The sequence below is a fragment of the Streptomyces sp. NBC_01363 genome, assembly GCF_026340595.1.
Classification (GTDB): Bacteria; Actinomycetota; Actinomycetes; order Streptomycetales; family Streptomycetaceae; genus Streptomyces.
The window spans coordinates 3,030,612-3,046,669 of the sequence record NZ_JAPEPF010000001.1 but is presented as its reverse complement, the minus strand read 5'-3'; the positions used below and the strand labels follow the sequence as shown (position 1 = coordinate 3,046,669).

Sequence of the window (16,058 nt, the reverse complement as noted above, 5' to 3'; positions counted from 1 at the left end):
CGGATCAGGCGCCGGTGCCGCCGCCGCCCGGAACGCCCGATGCGATCGTGATGATCTCGTCGATGAGGCCGTACTCCTTGGCCTCCTCCGCGGTGTACCAGCGGTCGCGGTCGCCGTCGCGGATGATCGTCTCGACGGTCTGGCCGGAGTGACGGGCGGTGATCTCCGCCATCCGCTGCTTGGTGCGCAGCAGGTACTGGGCCTGGATCTTGATGTCCGATGCCGTACCGCCGATGCCGGCCGAACCCTGGTGCATGAGGATGTCGGTGTTCGGGAGCGCGAAGCGCTTGCCCGCGGTGCCGCCGGTGAGCAGGAACTGGCCCATCGAGGCCGCCATTCCCATACCGATGGTGACCACGTCGTTCGGGATGTACTGCATGGTGTCGTAGACCGCCATGCCGGCCGTCACCGAACCGCCGGGGCTGTTGATGTAGAGGTAGATGTCCTTCTCGGGCTCCGCGGCGAGAAGGAGAAGCTGCGCGGTGATCTTGTTGGCGATCTCGTCGTCGACCTGCTGGCCGAGGAAGATGATGCGCTCGCCGAGCAGCCGGCTGTAGACCTGGTCACCGAGGCCTCCACCGAGGGACGGCTCTCCGGCGGCGTAGGGCATCAGATTCGTCACGTATCCACCTGCTCGTCTCTGACGGCTCCGGCCGTCTCAGCGTCTTCGTACCGGGTGGGCGGGGACTCCCCTGCCCTTCCTATTCATGGACCCTAACGCGCAGGTGGGACAACGCCATCCCGCTTCCGCAACTGTTCGCTGGGAGCGCAAGCTCCGCAGTCCGCACAAGGGTTGTGGGGCACCGTACGCCATACGACGACGGGCTCCGGACGCACAAGCGTCCGGAGCCCGTCGTTCGGGTTCAGCGCGAGGCTCAGGCCTCGTTCTTCTCCTCGGCGGCCTCGGCGGCGGCCTCGGTGGTGCCCTCGGCGGCCTCGACGGCCTCCTCCGCCACCTCTTCGTCGTCTTCCAGCTCGACGAGCTCACCGTTGGTGTCGACGACCTTGGCGGCCTCGACGACCACGGCCAGCGCCTTGCCGCGGGCGACCTCGCCGACGAGCATCGGCACCTGGCCGCCCTCGACGACGGCCTGGGCGAACTGGTCGGGGCTCATGCCGGAGGAAGCAGCGCGCCGCATGAGGTGCTCGGTGAGCTCCTCCTGGTTGACGTTCAGCTTCTCCTTGTTGACGATCTCGTCCAGGATGAACTGGGTCTTGATGCCCTTGATCGCCTGCTCGGACGTCTCGGCGTCGAACTCCTCGGCCGTCTTGCCCTGGATCTCCAGGTACTTGTCGAGGGTCAGACCCATCTGACCGAGCTGGTGGTGCTCCAGGTTGTGCTTGCGGGTCTGGACCTCGTCCGCGAGCAGCTTCTCCGGGATCGGGACCTCGGCGAGCTTCAGCAGCTCGTCCAGGACGCGCTCCTGGGCCTGGGTGGCCTGGTCGTACTGCTTGGTGTTCTCGAGGCGCTTGCGGCTGTCCGCCTTGAGCTCGTCGAGGGTGTCGAACTCGCTCGCCATCTGGGCGAACTCGTCGTCCAGCTCGGGGAGCTCACGGGCGGCGACGGTGGCGACCTTGACGGTGACCTCCGCTTCCTTGCCCTCGGCGGAGCCGCCCTTCAGCTCGGAGGTGAAGGTGGCCTCGCCACCCGCCTCCAGGCCGGTGACGGCGGCGTCGATGCCGTCGAGAAGCTCTCCGGAACCGATGGTGTACGAGACACCCTCGGCCACGCCGTCCTCCAGGACCTCGCCGTCGACCTCGGCCTGCAGGTCGATCGTCACGACGTCGCCCTCGGCGGCGGCGCGCTCGACCGGGTTGGTGGAGGCGAAGCGCTCGCGGAGCTGCTCCACGGCCTTCTCGACGTCCTCGTCGCTGACCTCGAGGGCGTCGACGGTGACCTCGATGCCGGAGTAGTCCGGAATCTCGATCTCGGGGCGTACGTCAACCTCGGCGGTGAAGGCCAGCAGCTCGCCGTCCTTCAGCTCGGTGATGTCGACCTCGGGCTGACCGAGGACATTGAGCTCACCCTCGTTGACGGCCTCGGTGTAGAACTTCGGGAGGGCGTCGTTGACGGCCTCCTCCAGCACCGCACCGCGGCCGAAGCGCTGGTCGATGACCCGGGCAGGGATCTTGCCCTTGCGGAAGCCCTTCACCGTGACCTGCTGGTTGATCTTCTTGTACGCCGCGTCGAGGCTGTCCTTGAGCTCCTCGAAGGGCACCTCGACAGTGAGCCGAACCCGGGTCGGGTTCAGGGTCTCCACGGCGCTCTTCACGGTTCGGTCTCCTTGTGGCTGACTTCTTGGGGTTCTGCTCCGCCGCACGGGAGGCGGCTTCGCGGACCGAGCCCGGTACATCAGACACACGGGCACGCATTTTGCATAGTAACGGCAAGGAGTCGGACTCCCACAATGCGATCTTGCCCGTGGTCTGCGATCTTGCGGGTGGTCCCTGGTCCTGCTGGTGATGGTCCCTGATCTTGCCGGTGGTCGGGGTGGCCGGATTCGAACCGACGACCTTCCGCTCCCAAAGCGGACGCGCTACCAAGCTGCGCCACACCCCGTCGGTGCGACACGTAGGGTACATGCAGTCAGGCAGTGCATCGGCCGCTTTGCGCGGGCGGCACCCAACGCGACACCGGGTGGCCGCAATCGGGTGTGCGGGCAGCGCCCGTGACCCGCTACGATGCTTCACGTGCCGCCGGTCCTCCGGACCTGTGGTGCGGCTTTGCGGGCGTAGCTCAATGGTAGAGCCCTAGTCTTCCAAACTAGCTACGCGGGTTCGATTCCCGTCGCCCGCTCCATGCTTGGGCCCGGTCCGGCGAATTCCTCGCCGGACCGGGCCTTTTGCGTTCTGTCCGCGTGATGCCGGGTCGCCCGCGCCGGAGCACGGACGACCGGTTCGGCCGGTTCGGCCTGATCCGCCGGATTCAGAAGGAGATCTGGTTGATGGTCTCCGCTATCGAGTTCATGAATCTGTTGATCGACGGCGCCATGCCGGTCGATGCCAGAAAGAAGCCGAAGAGCACCGCGACGATCGCCGGCCCGGCTTTGATGGAGCCGCCCCGGATCAGGACCACCAGGATGATCGCCAACATCAGCACCACAGACAGTGAAATGGCCACGACTGATCACACCCTTGGTCGGTCCGCCTTGCCGGCCCGGAGGGGTGCATCCGAGCACTCCTCCGTCACGTCCATCGTGCCACCAACTCCCCTGTGGTCGCTGCCAGGTGACGGATCGAACTGACGGGATCGCGCCATCCTTGCGCCCCGCGCGCGCCTGGGGCGCACGCCCGCACGAGGGGTCGCACGGGGCCCTGCCGATGCCCCGCACACCTGTGAGCGAACTGTGAATCCATCAATCGCAATGACGTGCGAATGTGACGGTTTCCATATCCACACACTTCATTCACATGCAATTCCAAGGTTCAAGTGCGATGAAATTCACGCCCCTCAACAGCCTGCCGATATGCACCATTTAAGGTGGATGAATCGGTGCATATCGGGCGGTTGCCGGTGGTTTCACTTTCGATTGGTCGGGAACACGCGATATCCCTGAGCGGTTTTACGAATTCCAATCGAGGCGTCTAAGGTGCATGAGATGTTCCACGCTCCGAACGTATTTCAGAGGGCCCCGCTCCCATCGGCGACCCGGGAGTCGGAGCCCAGACCCCGAGGGACGACCGCCACCGCGGCACCCCCCGCACCGGTGGCGAACAAGCCTCCGGCGACCGCACCGGCGAAGAGGCGTGACGCCTACTTCGACAACGTCAAATATCTGGCCATCGTGCTCGTCGCGGTGGCGCACTCGTGGGAACCGGTGATGGACGGCAGCCGGACCGCCCGTGCGCTGTACATGGTGGCGTACACCTTTCACATGCCGGCGTTCATCATCGTCTCCGGCTACTTCTCCCGCTCGTTCGACATGTCCGCCGCCAAGGTGAAGCGCCTGGTCACCGGCGTCGCCGTGCCCTATGTGGTGTTCGAGACGGCGTATTCGCTGTTCAAGCGGTACGCGGACGACCAGGCCGATCTGTCGATCACCCTGCTCGACCCCTGGTACCTCACCTGGTTCCTGATCGCGCTGTTCATCTGGCGGATCACCACGCCGCTGTGGCAGGCACTGCGCCATCCGCTGCCGGTCGCGCTCGTCATCGCCGTACTCGCCTCCTTCTCCCCGGCGATCGGCGACGATCTCGATCTCCAGCGTGTTCTGCAGTTCCTGCCGTTCTTCGTGCTGGGGCTCCGGCTGCGGCCCGAGCACTTCCAGTTGGTGCGCCGGCGCGAGGTGCGGATGCTCGCTCTCCCGCTGTTCGCCGGGGCCCTGGTGTTCGCGTACTGGGCGGCGCCACGGATGCAGTTGGGCTGGTTCTACCGCAGCAACAGCGCGCAGGAGATGGGCGCCCCGTGGTGGTCCGGTGCCGTGATGACGCTGGCGATGTTCGGCTGCGCGCTGCTGCTCACCATCGGGTTCCTGTCCTGGGTGCCGCGCCGCCACATGTGGTTCACGGTGCTCGGCTCCGGGACGATCTGCGGCTATCTGCTGCACGGCTTCCTGATCAAGGGAGCCGGATACGCCGGGGTGTTCGACATCTACGACTGGCTCTCGGCACCCGTCGGCCTGGTCCTCGTCTCCCTGGTCGCGGCCGTTGCCGTGACGCTGATGTGCACGCCGCCGGTGCGGCGGGTGCTGCGCCCGGTGACCGAGCCCGACATGGACTGGGCGTTCCGGCGGGACTCGGCCAGGCTCTGAGCCGAGCCGCCGAGTGGATCAGTCCTTCGCCGTGTTGGCTTGAACCGATTGCTCGGTGGGCGATTCGCCCGGGGTGAGACCCAGCAACCCCCGTACCAGCGCATACTTCTCGGTCAGCCGGGTACGGGTCGCCGGTTCCAGCACGGCGAGGCGGGCCGGGTCCGCGTTGTGTGCCAGGTCGGACTCCTTGATCAGCAGCGCGCCCGGGGTGTCCAGGATGCGCCGGGTGTACGAACGGAGGTCCTCGCCGTCACGTTTGGTGACGGCGAGGACCATGTCCTTCACCTGCTGCGGCAGCGCGGCGTCGGCCAGCCACCGCGCCGACAGCGCGTCGTCCTCGACCGCGTCGTGCAGCCAGGCCGCGGCGATCTGTTCGTCGCTGCCGCCCCTGGTCCGTACCCCCTCGGCGACGGCGGCGAGGTGTTCGGTGTACGGGCGTCCCGCCTTGTCCCGCTGCTGGGCGTGGGCCTCACGGGCAATCGCCTCTGCTTCGGCCAGGGTCAGGTGTGCGTGTGGCGCGGTCATGGCCCGACTCTACGGACGGGCGGCCGTTCCGCGCAGGGCCGCTCGGGCCGGGACCACCATGGCGAGGAGGCCGAGGCCGACGGTCGCGGCGACGAAGCTCCCGTACAGGACCGGCGGGATGTACGGCGACTCGCCGGTCAGGCCCTTCATCATCGGGAAGAGCGTGGCCATCGCGATGCCGGTGCCGAGCGCGACGCCGGCCACCGTGACCAGCAGCGCCTCCCAGCGGATCATGCCCATGACCTGACTGCGGGTGGAGCCGACCAGGCGCAGCATGGTCAGTTCGCGACGGCGGTCGAGGACGGTCATCACCAGGGTGTTGATGGCGGCGACCGCGGCGAATCCGCCGAGTACCGCGGCCATGACGGTGTTGGCCCAGGCGTTGAGCTCGCGGTCCTTGTCCTGTGCCGCGGCGTAGCCGGAGGAGTCGGTGACGGTGCCGAGCGCGGTGAGCTTCTGTGCGGCGGCGGGAGTGGCCCGTACCAGGATGTCGGTGGCGTACGGCGAGGTCATATGGGTCTTCAGGTCGGCTGCGGGGAACGTGACGAGGCTGGTGCCGAGGCCGCGTCCGTAGACCGCGACGACCTTCGGGTTCGCCTTGGTGCCGTCCGGCAGCCGCAGGGCGAGCCGGTCGCCCGTGCGCACGTCGGCCGTGTCGGCGAGCGTGGTGTCGATGGCGACGGTTCCGGGCCGCAGGCCGGTGAGGGAGCCGGTCCTGACGTCGAGGTCCTGGACTCCGGCGAGCTCCTCGCCGGAGCCGATGACGCCCTGCGCGGAGGCGCTCTGCAGCGCCAGGCCATCGCCCGCCGGCACCAGGACGGAGCCGCGGAGCAGTCCGACCGCGGTGGAGACACCGGGGGTGGCGGCGGCCCGTCCGGTCGCGTCGGAGCCGAGTCCCGCCGGGGCGGAGACGATGTGGTCGGCGGTGATCGCGTCGCGCTGCTGGTGTGCGGTCACCCGCTCCTGGCTGGTCTGCATGAAGACGAGCGTCGACGCGAAGGCCATGGCGAGCACGATCGGGGTGATCGCGGAGGCCAGCCGGCGGGAGTTGGTACGGGAGTTGGCGGCGGCCAGCGAGCCCGACGCACCGGCGGCGCGCAGCGGGAAGCCGATGACGGCGGCGCAGATCCGGGCGATCACCGGGCCGAGCAGCCCGACCGCGACCATGAAGAGCATGACGACGCCCAGGGCGGCGTTGGCCGAATCGCCGCCGGAGGTGGAGGCCGCGACTCCGGCGAGGACCACACCGCCGACGAGCGCGGCGATGCCGAGCGGGGTGCGGATCACGCCGAACGGGGCGCGCTCCACGGCCGTCTGGGCCAGGGCGAGTCCCGGCTTCAACTTGGCGGGGCGCCGCGCGGCGAGGTAGCCGGCGCCCAGCGCGGTGAGCATGGTGGTGGCCGCCGCGATGGCCAGTGGCAGCCAGGAGATGTGCAGGGCGACGCTGTCGAGCACCGCGCCCCGGTCCTTGAGCTGTCCGAACCACCACGTGGCCAGGGCGGTTCCGGGCAGGCAGCCGAGCGCTCCGGCGAGCGGGGCGACGAGCAGGGACTCCGTGGCGATGGTGCGGCGCAGCTGGCGCGGGGTGGCCCCGATGGCGCGCAGCAGGGCGAACTCGCGGCTGCGCTGGCCCACGGAGAGGGCGACCGTGCCTGCGGCAGTGAAGACGGCGACCATGGTGGCGACGCCGCCGAAGGAGAGGCCGAGTCCCAGGAGGAGTTCCTTGGTGCTCGCGAGGGCCGGGGTCTCGACGGCGCCCCGGTCGTCACCGGTGTGGACCTTGGCGGCGGCGGTGTGGCCGACGGCCTTGCGGACCTGGTCGGCGAGGGTGTCGGTGGCGGTGCCCCGGTCGGCGAGCACGGCGATGGCGTCGACCCGGCCGGGGTGGCCGGAGAGCTGTACGGCCTGCCGGTCGGCGAACCAGACGGTGGCGTCGGCGGCGGTGGTGCCCGACACCTGGAACTCCCGTACGCCCGCGGGCGTGTCGAGGGCGACGGTGTCGCCGACCCGGCTCTTGGTGCCGGCCGGGACGACGACCTCGCCGGCCCCGGGCGCGTCGCCGGTGACCAGCCGCGTACCGGTGAGGGCGGTGGAGCCCCAGCCGTGCGCGGTGAGGGGGGTGCCGTCCTGTCGTACCGAGTAGCCGACGTCCCCGATCGCGGTGGTCGCGCCGGGGGCCGAGGCGGCCTTCGCCACCAGGGATTCGGGCAGCCGCGCGGTGTCCGGGATCAGTACGTCGGTCTCCTCCGTGCTGTCGCCGCTGCCGGACTTCAGATGGATCTTCTGGTCGGCGGCGACCACCACGGGGGCCTTCGCGTAGCGGTCCGCGGGTACGGAGGCGCGCAGGCCGGACTCCGTCAGGATGCCGCAGGCGGAGACGACGGCCGCGGCCAGCAGGAGCGCGACGAAGGTCCCGATGAACGACGAGGGTTTGAAGCGGACGGCCGCGCGGGCGAGGCCGTTCGGGGCGTGCGGGATGAACATCAGGCTGCTGCTCCTGCGTGGGCGGGGGTGGTGCGCACGGTCAGCGCGGTCATCCGGGCGGCGATCTGTGCGGCGCCGGCGTGCGGCAGGCTGTCCGCGATGGCGCCGTCGGCGAGGAAGAGCACCTGGTCGGCGTAGGCGGCGGCGGCCGGGTCGTGGGTGACCATGACGACGGTGGCGCCGAGGTTGTCCACCGCGTTGCGGAGCAGGGCGAGGATCTCGGCGGCGGTGGTGGTGTCGAGGGCGCCGGTCGGCTCGTCGGCGAAGATCACATCGGGCCGGGTGACCAGGGCGCGGGCGACGGCGACGCGCTGCTGCTGGCCGCCGGAGAGCTGGCCGGGGCGGCGGTCGCCCTTGTCGCCGAGGCCGACCCGGGTGAGCATCTCGGTGGCTTCGCGGCGGCTGCGGGCGGAGCCGGTGCGCTGTCCGGCCAGGCGCATGGGCAGGACGACGTTCTGCTCGACCGTCAGGGACGGCAGCAGGTTGAAGGCCTGGAAGACGAAGCCGAGGCGGGTGCGGCGCAGTTCGGTGAGCCGGTTCTCGCTCATGCCGGTGATCTCGGTGCCGCCGAGGCGTACGGAGCCCTCGGTGGGGCGGTCGAGTCCGGCCGCGCACTGGAGGAAGGTCGACTTCCCGGAGCCGGACGGTCCCATGACGGCGGTGAAGCTGGAGCGCGGGAGGGCGAGGTCGATGCCCCGCAGCGCGTGGACGGCGGAGCCGCCCCGGCCGTACTGCCTGCGGACGCCGCGCAGTTCGACGGCGAGGTCCGAGGGCCCGGACCCCTGGTGGATGTCCGTCGGGTACTGCCTGTCCTGCGCGTGCTGCCTGGTACGTCGCAGCCCCATGGTGTCCGCCTTCCGTCGCTCATCGGCCGCTTCTTCGACCACGACTCGAACCTACGGATCGGGGGCGGGTCCGGAACATGGCGGCTGCTGGCGGATCGGGGGTGGGGAAAACCCCAGGTCGTATCGGGGGCAGGCGCACCGCGGCGGACGGAACGCCGATGTCTTCCCGGCGGATTCGCGAGGGCTCCCGGGGATTCGCGAGGGGTTCCCGAGGCATTCCCGGCGTTTTCCCGAGGAGGGAAAGTTGCAACGTCAATCGTTCGGTAAACTAATTACTGACGCTTCCTTGACGCTCTCTTGACCTAACGAAGGATCGGGCCCATCGGACACGCAGACACGCTCATCGCCATGGGCGGCGCCTTCCTCGCCGCCGCCGTTCTCGCCCGCGTGGGCAGCCGCATCGGACTGCCGACCATCCCCCTGTTCATCCTGGCCGGAATCCTGCTCGGCCCGCACACACCCGGCATCGTGCTCGTCGCCGACCCGCACGAGCTGGAGATGCTCTCCGCACTCGGCCTGGTGCTGCTGCTCTTCTACCTCGGTCTCGAATTCCACCTCGACGACCTCAAGACCGGCGGCCGCAAGATGGCCATCGCCGGCGGCACCTATCTCGCCCTGAACGTCGGCGCCGGGCTCGGCTTCGGCTTCGCGCTCGGCTGGGGCACGTCGGAAGCACTCGTCCTCGCCGGTGTGCTCGGCATCTCGTCGTCGGCCATCGTCACCAAGGTCCTGGTCGACCTGGGCCGTATCGGCAATCCGGAGACCAAGCCGATCCTCGGCATCATCGTGGTCGAGGACGTCTTCCTCGCCCTCTACCTGGCCGCGCTCCAGCCCATCCTGTCGGGCGCCGACAGCCTGTCCGCCGCGGCGGTCGACGGCGGCAAGGCCTTCGGCTTCCTGCTGCTGCTCGCGCTGGCCGCCCGCTTCGGCACCCGGGTCATCGGCAAGCTGATCAACACCCGTGACGACGAACTCCTCGTCATCTCCTTCCTCGGCGCCGCGGTCTTCGTGGCGGGCATCTCGGAGTGGTTCGGGGTCGCGGACGCGATCGGCGCGTTCATGGTCGGCCTGATGCTCGGCAGCACGACCTCCGGCGAGCGCATCCTCAAGCTGGTCCACCCGCTGCGGGACGCCTTCGGCGCGATCTTCTTCTTCGCCTTCGGGCTCTCCATCGACCCGGGCGATCTGCCGACCGTGCTGTGGCCGGTGCTGGCCGCCGTCGCGGTGACCCTGGTCATGAACGTCTTCGCCGGACTCGCCGCCGCGAAGGTGTACGCGTTCGACCCGCAGGCCACGGCGAACATCTCCACCACGCTGGTGGCGCGCGGCGAGTTCGCCCTGATCCTCGCGACGATGGCGGCGGCCGCGGGGCTGGACGAGCGGCTCTCCCCGTTCATCGCGGGCTATGTGCTCCTCCTCGCGGTCCTCGCACCGCTGGCGGCCGGGCGCTCGCACTGGCTGGCCCGCATCCTGCCGGGCGGGCGGGGCCGGGGTGAGGACAGCGACAGCGACGACGGCGCCGGGAAACTCGCGGTCCCGGCCTGAGACGACGCCCACGCTGTTCCGGGTACGGGGCCGGGCCTCGCCGTCCCCGTACCCGGACATGCCGGTGTCCACGTTCCGGTGATGGGCCGATCGCCGTTGACCCGCGCCCGGTTCGGGCCGTTTGCGTACGGTTCAGGATCCGCGCGACACCATCTGCGTACGGTTCAGGATCTGCGCGACACCATCTGCGTACGGTTCAGGATCTGCGCGACAACAGCAGCAGCGCCCGGTCGTCGTTGACGTCCTTGGCGCAGGCCTCGATCAGGTGCCAGGCCGCGCCCTCGAACCCGGTGGCGACATAGCGGTCGGCCTCACCGGTCAACCGGTCGATGCCCTCCGCGATATCGCGGTCCGATGCCTCGACCAGGCCGTCCGTGAACAGCATCAGCACGTCGCCGGGGGCCAGCGAGCCCTTCACGGCGTCGAACTGCGCCCCGTCGTACACCCCCAGCAGCGGCCCCTCGGCCGCCTTCTCCTCCCACTGACCGCTGCCCGAGTGGAGCTGGAGGGCGGGCGGGTGCCCGGCCGACAGGAGTTCGTAATCGCCCGATTCGAGGTCCAGGACCAGATGGATCGAGGTGGCGAACCCCTCGTCCCAGTCCTGGCGCAGCAGATAGCCGTTGGCCGCCGGCAGGAAGCCGTGCGGGGGCAGCGAGCCGAGCAGACCGCCGAAGGCCCCGGACAGCAGGAGGGCGCGGGAGCCCGCGTCCATGCCCTTGCCGGAGACATCGGTGAGCACGGCTTCCAGGGTCCGTCCGCCGTTGGTGCGGGCGGCGACGACGAAGTCCCCGGAGAAGGACTGCCCGCCCGCCGGGCGCAGCGCCATCTCGCGGTGCCAGCCCTGCGGCAGCCTGGGCAGGGCGCTCTGCACCCGGATGCGTTCGCGCAGGTCGAAGAGCATGGTGCCACCGCGCCGCCACGGCACACCGACCCTGGCCCGGAACTGGGCGAGGACCAGCCCGAAGAAACCGCAGGCCGCGACCACCAGGACGATTCCCGGTGTCACCCGGGCCGGACCGTCGCCGTACGGGCCCAGTCCGATCGACTCCACGATCAGGGCCGTGGCGGCGGTCGCATACAGGCCCAGCAGACTGGCCGGGCGCAGCAGCAGGCCGCCCGCGACGATCGGCAGGACGAGCGCGGCCGGTGAGCACCACATCGGGTAGAAGAGCGTGGCGCAGGTGATGGCGGGAATGGTCAGTAGCAGGCCGACCAGCGCGATCCAGTCGGAGCCGTCGCCGCGGAAGTAGTCGACACCGGATTTGCGCAGCGCGATGCGTGCCCGGTGCACCGATTTCCGCAATCGGGCCGGGTACGTGTCTGCTCCTGCGCGACGGGCCATTGCCGGGACCCTATCTACCCGGCGGCCCGAGGTGCAGGGGGACCCCGTGACAATGCGTTCGAAATCGGGTCGCCCCGCCGTCCTGCCCCCTGGTAGGCATGGCCCATGACTACTGAGCTTCGTGTACTGCGTCCGTCCGAATGGAACCAATGGTTCGGGTGTCTGGAGCTGGCGTTCGGCGGGGACCCGGAGACTCCCGAGGAGCGCGAGCTGTTCGAGCAGCTGACCGAGCCCGAACGGTCGCTCGGTATCTGGGACGGTGACGACGTGGTCGGCACGGCGGGGGCGTTCAGCTTCCGGGTCGCGGTACCGGGCGGGGCACTGGTGCCCGCCGCCGGGATCACGATGGTGAGCGTCGCCTCCACGCACCGCAGGCGCGGGCTGCTGACCTCGATGATGCGTCGGCAGCTTGACGACATCCGCGCGCTGGGCGAGCCGTTCGCCGTACTGACGGCCTCGGAACCGGTGATCTACGGCCGGTTCGGCTACGGCGCCGCCTCGCGGCAGATGTCCCTGACGATCGAGAAGGACCGGATCCGGCTGGACGTGCCGCCGGGCACGGACGAGGTGCGGCTGCGCCACGCGAAGCCGGACGAGGCGATGGCGGCGTGCGAGGGCGTGTACGAGCAGCTGGTCTCCGGCCGTCCCGGCGTCCCGGCCCACGCGCCCGGCTGGGAGCGCAAGCCCATGGTCGACCCGGTCGCCCACCGGCAGGGCTCCTCGGCGCAGCAGTGCGTGCTGGCGGAGCGGGACGGGAAGATCGTCGGCAATGTGACGTACCACATCAAGCCGGAGTGGGAGCCGGCCGGCCCCAAGGGCACCGTCGTGGTCAACGACCTGGCCGCGCTGGACCCGGCGGCGTACGCGGCGCTGTGGCGGTTCGTCTTCGACATCGACCTGATGACGACGATCGTGGCCCGCAACCGCCCGGTCGACGACGCGGTGCTGCACCTGGTGTCGGACGTGCGGCGGTGCAACATCCGGATCCGCGATTCGCTCCATGTGCGTCTGGTGGAGCTGGGGGCGGCGCTGGAGGCCCGGACGTACCGGGGCCCGCTGGACGTGGTGTTCGAGGTGGAGGACGCGTTCTGCCCCTGGAACGCGGGGCGTTGGCGGCTCACGGCCGACGAGAAGGGCGTCGCGTCGTGCCGGCGCACCGACGACCCGGCCGATCTCGCGCTCTCGGTACGGGAGTTGGGCTCCGCGTATCTGGGCGGCGAGTCGCTGAGCTCGCTGGGTCTGGCCGGGCGGGTACGGGAGCTGCGGGCGGGCGCGCTGGCGGAGACGTCGTCGGCGTTCTTGTCGGACACGGCCCCGTGGCTGCCCCGGGGGTTCTAGGGAATCCCTAGGCCTTCTGGCACCCCGGGCACCAGAAGAGATTGCGGGCGGCGAGGTCGGCGATGCGGATCTCGCCGCCACAGATGTGGCAGGACTGGCGGGCCCTGCGGTACACGTACACTTCGCCGCCGTGGTCGTCGACCCGCGGCGGGCGCCCCATCGCCTCCGGCAGGTGCTCGGGGCGGACCGTGTCGATCCGGTTGTTCCGCACGCCCTCGCGCATCAGCGCCACCAGGTCCGCCCAGACCGCGTCCCACTGCGCGCGGGTGAGGTCCCGGCCGAGGCGGTACGGGTCGATCCCGTGCCGGAACAGCACCTCCGCGCGGTAGACGTTGCCGACCCCCGAGATGACCTTCTGGTCCATCAGCAGGGCCGCGACGGTGATCCGGCTGCGCGAGATCCGCAGCCAGGCCCGCTCGCCGTCCTCGTCGGTCCGCAGCGGGTCCGGTCCGAGGCGGTCGTGTATCGCGCGCTTCTCCGGATCGGTGAGCAGCGCGCAGGCCGTCGGACCGCGCAGATCCGCGTGGTGCTCCTCGTTCAGCAGGCGCAGCCGGACCGTGTCGGTGGGCGGCGGGGCCGGGACCGTACCGAATCCGAGCTTGCCGAACAGGCCCAGGTGGATGTGGACCCAGCCGGTGCCCCCGAAGCCGAGGAAGAGGTGCTTGCCGTGGGCGTCGACGCCGGTGAGGGGCCGGCCGTCGAGCAGCGCGGCGCCGGCGGAGAACTTTCCCTGCGGGCTGCTCACCCGCACCGGCCGCCCGGCGAACCTGTCCCGGTGGTCCGCCGCGAGGCGGTGGATGGTGTGTCCCTCGGGCACGGCGGCGGCTCTCCTCGGTGACGTAGGGACGCGGCGACGGGGTGACGCGGTGATGCGGAGAAATGGCTGTGCCGCCGGGAGCACCGGCGGCACAGGGGTGGGGCCGGTCAGCCCTGCTGCGGGTGGTGGGCCGGGATCGGGGGGAGCTCGCCGGTCGTCTCGTACGCCGTCAGCATCTCGATGCGACGGGTGTGACGCTCCTCGTTGGAGTACGGGGTGGCGAGGAAGATCTCGACGAACTTGGTGGACTCCTCCACCGAGTGCATCCGGCCGCCGATGGCGACCACGTTGGCGTTGTTGTGCTCGCGGCCGAGGGCGGCGGTCTGCTCGCTCCAGGCCAGTGCGGCGCGGACGCCCTTGACCTTGTTGGCGGCGATCTGCTCGCCGTTGCCGGAGCCGCCGATCACGATGCCGAGGCTGTCCGGGTCCGCGGCGGTCCGCTCGGCGGCACGCAGGCAGAACGGCGGGTAGTCGTCCTGGGCGTCGTAGATGTGGGGACCGCAGTCGACGGCCTCGTGGCCCTGGGCCGTGAGCCACTCGACGAGGTGGTTCTTGAGTTCATAGCCGGCATGGTCCGAGCCGAGGTACACGCGCATGTTCCGAGTGTGGCACGTGCGACGCCGGGTAGCCGCCATCGGGGTCGGAACGCTCCGACCGGTCCGCCGGGGACCTGCGGCGAACCTCATGTGATCGCGACGTGCGGGCCCGGTGTGAGCAAGGCCACCCGGACAACGGTCCGGGCAACGATTTGGTCAACGATTCGGAGGAAAGGGTTCCGCTTTTCGGGTTCGCCGGGCTTCAATGCATCACTCGCTGCCGCACCCCACTGCCGCGGCCGGGCACGCGCATCGCGTGATCCGAGAACGTAAGGATTCGATCCATGACGTCGCAGACGACTACGGCCGGACCGGGCCACCACCCCCACGAGCCGGACCGGTCGAACGGGCCGGACTCCCCGGGCTCCTCGGACGGACTCCAGGCAGGACTCAAGAACCGGCATCTCTCGATGATCGCCATCGGAGGGGTGATCGGCGCGGGCCTCTTCGTGGGCTCCGGCGCCGGTATCGCCGCCGCGGGACCGGCCATCCTGCTGTCGTACGCCCTGGTCGGCCTGATGGTCGTCTTCGTGATGCGGATGCTCGGCGAGATGGCCGCGGCCCGCCCCAGCTCGGGCTCCTTCTCCGCCTACGCCGACCAGGCGCTGGGCCGCTGGGCCGGTTTCTCGATCGGCTGGCTGTACTGGTTCTTCTGGGTCGTGGTGCTCGCCGTCGAGGCCACGGCGGGTGCCAAGATCCTGGAGGGCTGGGTGCCGGGCGTCCCGCAGTGGGCGTGGGCGCTGATCGTGATGGTGGTGCTGACCGCGACGAACCTGGTCTCGGTCGGGTCGTACGGCGAGTTCGAGTTCTGGTTCGCCGGGATCAAGGTCGTGGCGATCGGCGCCTTCGTGGTCGTCGGACTGCTCGCAGTCTTCGGGGTGCTGCCCGGCTCGGACAACCCCGGCGCGGGCTTCGCGCACCTCACCGACACGGGCGGGTTCTTCCCCGAGGGGCCGGGCGCGATCCTCACCGGGGTACTGATGGTCGTCTTCTCCTTCATGGGCAGCGAGATCGTCACCCTCGCCGCCGGTGAGTCCGAGAACCCGCAGCGCGCCGTCCAGAAGGCCACCAACAGCGTGATCTGGCGGATCGCCGTCTTCTACCTGGGCTCGATCTTCATCGTGCTCACCCTGCTGCCGTGGAACGACAAGTCGATCGTGAAGGACGGCAGCTATGTCGCCGCCCTCAACTCCATCGGCATCCCGCACGCCGGCCAGGTCATGAACGTCATCGTCCTCACCGCCGTGCTGTCCTGCCTGAACTCCGGCCTCTACACCGCCTCGCGGATGGCCTTCTCGCTGGGCGGGCGCGGGGACGCGCCGAAGGCGTTCGCCCGGACGAACAAGCGGGGCGTGCCGCAGGCCGCCATCCTGTCCTCGGTCGTCTTCGGCTTCGTCGCCGTGTTCTTCAACTACCAGTGGCCCGACACCGTCTTCCAGTTCCTGCTGAACTCCTCCGGTGCGGTCGCCCTGTTCGTCTGGCTGGTCATCTGCTTCACCCAGTTGCGGATGCGCGGCATGATCCTGCGCGAGTCGCCGGAGAAGCTGGTCGTACGGATGTGGCTCTTCCCGTATCTGACCTGGGCGACCATCGCGATGATCTCGTTCGTCCTGGTCTACATGCTGACCGACGACGACGGACGTCAGCAGGTACTGCTCTCGCTGCTGGTCGCGGCACTGGTGGTGGCGATCTCGCTGGTCCGTGAGGCCAGGAACCGCAAGAACCGCACGGCCGTGGAAACGCCCGCCAATACCTGACGGACCTTGTCAGGTTTACCGGAAAGGCTCTCCCTCGCAACGCCACCGAGCGAGCGAT

At 69.8% G+C, this 16,058-nt stretch carries 13 protein-coding genes and 2 tRNA genes; 5 read left to right on the top strand and 10 right to left on the bottom strand.

Annotated elements, in window-relative coordinates; genetic code table 11:
• Positions 1 to 4: 4 nt before the first annotated feature.
• From OG611_RS14075 to OG611_RS14065, 3 genes are all read right to left on the bottom strand, one after another.
• Positions 5 to 610 carry an ATP-dependent Clp protease proteolytic subunit gene (locus OG611_RS14075; RefSeq protein ID WP_177328013.1) on the bottom strand — a complete coding sequence of 202 codons (606 nt, stop codon included), beginning with the start codon at positions 608 to 610 and terminating at the stop codon, positions 5 to 7.
• A 265-nt stretch (positions 611 to 875) separates the two neighbouring features.
• Positions 876 to 2,273, bottom strand: a complete 1,398-nt coding sequence (gene tig, locus OG611_RS14070) for a trigger factor (protein ID WP_266419261.1) — start codon at positions 2,271 to 2,273, stop codon at positions 876 to 878.
• 210 nt (positions 2,274 to 2,483) lie between these two features.
• Positions 2,484 to 2,560, bottom strand: a tRNA-Pro gene (locus OG611_RS14065).
• A gap of 166 nt (positions 2,561 to 2,726) precedes the next feature.
• On the opposite strand from OG611_RS14065, the gene OG611_RS14060 reads away from it, so the two are divergent.
• A tRNA-Gly gene (locus OG611_RS14060) sits at positions 2,727 to 2,800 on the top strand.
• Positions 2,801 to 2,926: 126 nt separating this feature from the next.
• Here the strand turns inward: OG611_RS14060 and OG611_RS14055 are convergent.
• Positions 2,927 to 3,121, bottom strand: a complete 195-nt coding sequence (locus OG611_RS14055; protein ID WP_266419258.1) for a hypothetical protein — start codon at positions 3,119 to 3,121, stop codon at positions 2,927 to 2,929.
• Positions 3,122 to 3,599: 478 nt separating this feature from the next.
• On the opposite strand from OG611_RS14055, the gene OG611_RS14050 reads away from it, so the two are divergent.
• The gene (locus OG611_RS14050; protein ID WP_266419255.1) at positions 3,600 to 4,751 is read left to right on the top strand and encodes an acyltransferase family protein; all 1,152 of its coding nucleotides are present in this window, start codon (positions 3,600 to 3,602) and stop codon (positions 4,749 to 4,751) included.
• 18 nt (positions 4,752 to 4,769) lie between these two features.
• On the opposite strand, the gene OG611_RS14045 is transcribed toward OG611_RS14050, so the two are convergent.
• The 3 genes from OG611_RS14045 to OG611_RS14035 are packed head-to-tail and all read right to left on the bottom strand — an operon-like array spanning position 4,770 to position 8,605.
• On the bottom strand, positions 4,770 to 5,276 hold the full coding sequence (locus OG611_RS14045) for an HD domain-containing protein (RefSeq protein WP_266419251.1): 507 nt from the start codon (positions 5,274 to 5,276) through the stop codon (positions 4,770 to 4,772).
• A 9-nt stretch (positions 5,277 to 5,285) separates the two neighbouring features.
• Positions 5,286 to 7,760 carry an FtsX-like permease family protein gene (locus OG611_RS14040; RefSeq protein ID WP_266419248.1) on the bottom strand — a complete coding sequence of 825 codons (2,475 nt, stop codon included), beginning with the start codon at positions 7,758 to 7,760 and terminating at the stop codon, positions 5,286 to 5,288.
• Complete coding sequence (locus tag OG611_RS14035; protein ID WP_266425840.1) at positions 7,760 to 8,605, bottom strand: ABC transporter ATP-binding protein; 846 nt, start codon at positions 8,603 to 8,605, stop codon at positions 7,760 to 7,762. Before OG611_RS14035 ends, OG611_RS14040 begins: the two co-directional genes overlap by 1 nt.
• 348 nt (positions 8,606 to 8,953) lie before the next feature.
• Between OG611_RS14035 and OG611_RS14030 the strand changes: the two genes are divergently transcribed.
• Complete coding sequence (locus tag OG611_RS14030) at positions 8,954 to 10,150, top strand: cation:proton antiporter (RefSeq protein ID WP_266419246.1); 1,197 nt, start codon at positions 8,954 to 8,956, stop codon at positions 10,148 to 10,150.
• Between the two features lie 196 nt (positions 10,151 to 10,346).
• Here OG611_RS14030 and OG611_RS14025 read toward each other — a convergent pair whose 3' ends face one another.
• Positions 10,347 to 11,492 carry a PP2C family protein-serine/threonine phosphatase gene (locus tag OG611_RS14025; protein WP_266419242.1) on the bottom strand — a complete coding sequence of 382 codons (1,146 nt, stop codon included), beginning with the start codon at positions 11,490 to 11,492 and terminating at the stop codon, positions 10,347 to 10,349.
• Between the two features lie 105 nt (positions 11,493 to 11,597).
• Between OG611_RS14025 and OG611_RS14020 the strand changes: the two genes are divergently transcribed.
• Positions 11,598 to 12,830, top strand: coding sequence for a GNAT family N-acetyltransferase (locus OG611_RS14020; RefSeq protein WP_266419240.1), 1,233 nt, complete (start codon positions 11,598 to 11,600; stop codon positions 12,828 to 12,830).
• Positions 12,831 to 12,837: 7 nt separating this feature from the next.
• Here the strand turns inward: OG611_RS14020 and OG611_RS14015 are convergent, their stop codons facing one another.
• Together OG611_RS14015 and OG611_RS14010 are read right to left on the bottom strand one after the other, a co-directional pair.
• Positions 12,838 to 13,647 carry an Fpg/Nei family DNA glycosylase gene (locus OG611_RS14015; RefSeq protein WP_266419237.1) on the bottom strand — a complete coding sequence of 270 codons (810 nt, stop codon included), beginning with the start codon at positions 13,645 to 13,647 and terminating at the stop codon, positions 12,838 to 12,840.
• A 107-nt stretch (positions 13,648 to 13,754) separates the two neighbouring features.
• A complete protein-coding gene (locus OG611_RS14010; protein ID WP_072483643.1) occupies positions 13,755 to 14,243 on the bottom strand; it encodes a ribose-5-phosphate isomerase in 489 nt (162 codons plus the stop codon).
• Between the two features lie 284 nt (positions 14,244 to 14,527).
• Between OG611_RS14010 and OG611_RS14005 the strand changes: the two genes are divergently transcribed.
• Positions 14,528 to 16,000, top strand: coding sequence for an amino acid permease (locus OG611_RS14005; protein WP_266419233.1), 1,473 nt, complete (start codon positions 14,528 to 14,530; stop codon positions 15,998 to 16,000).
• Positions 16,001 to 16,058: the final 58 nt, after the last annotated feature.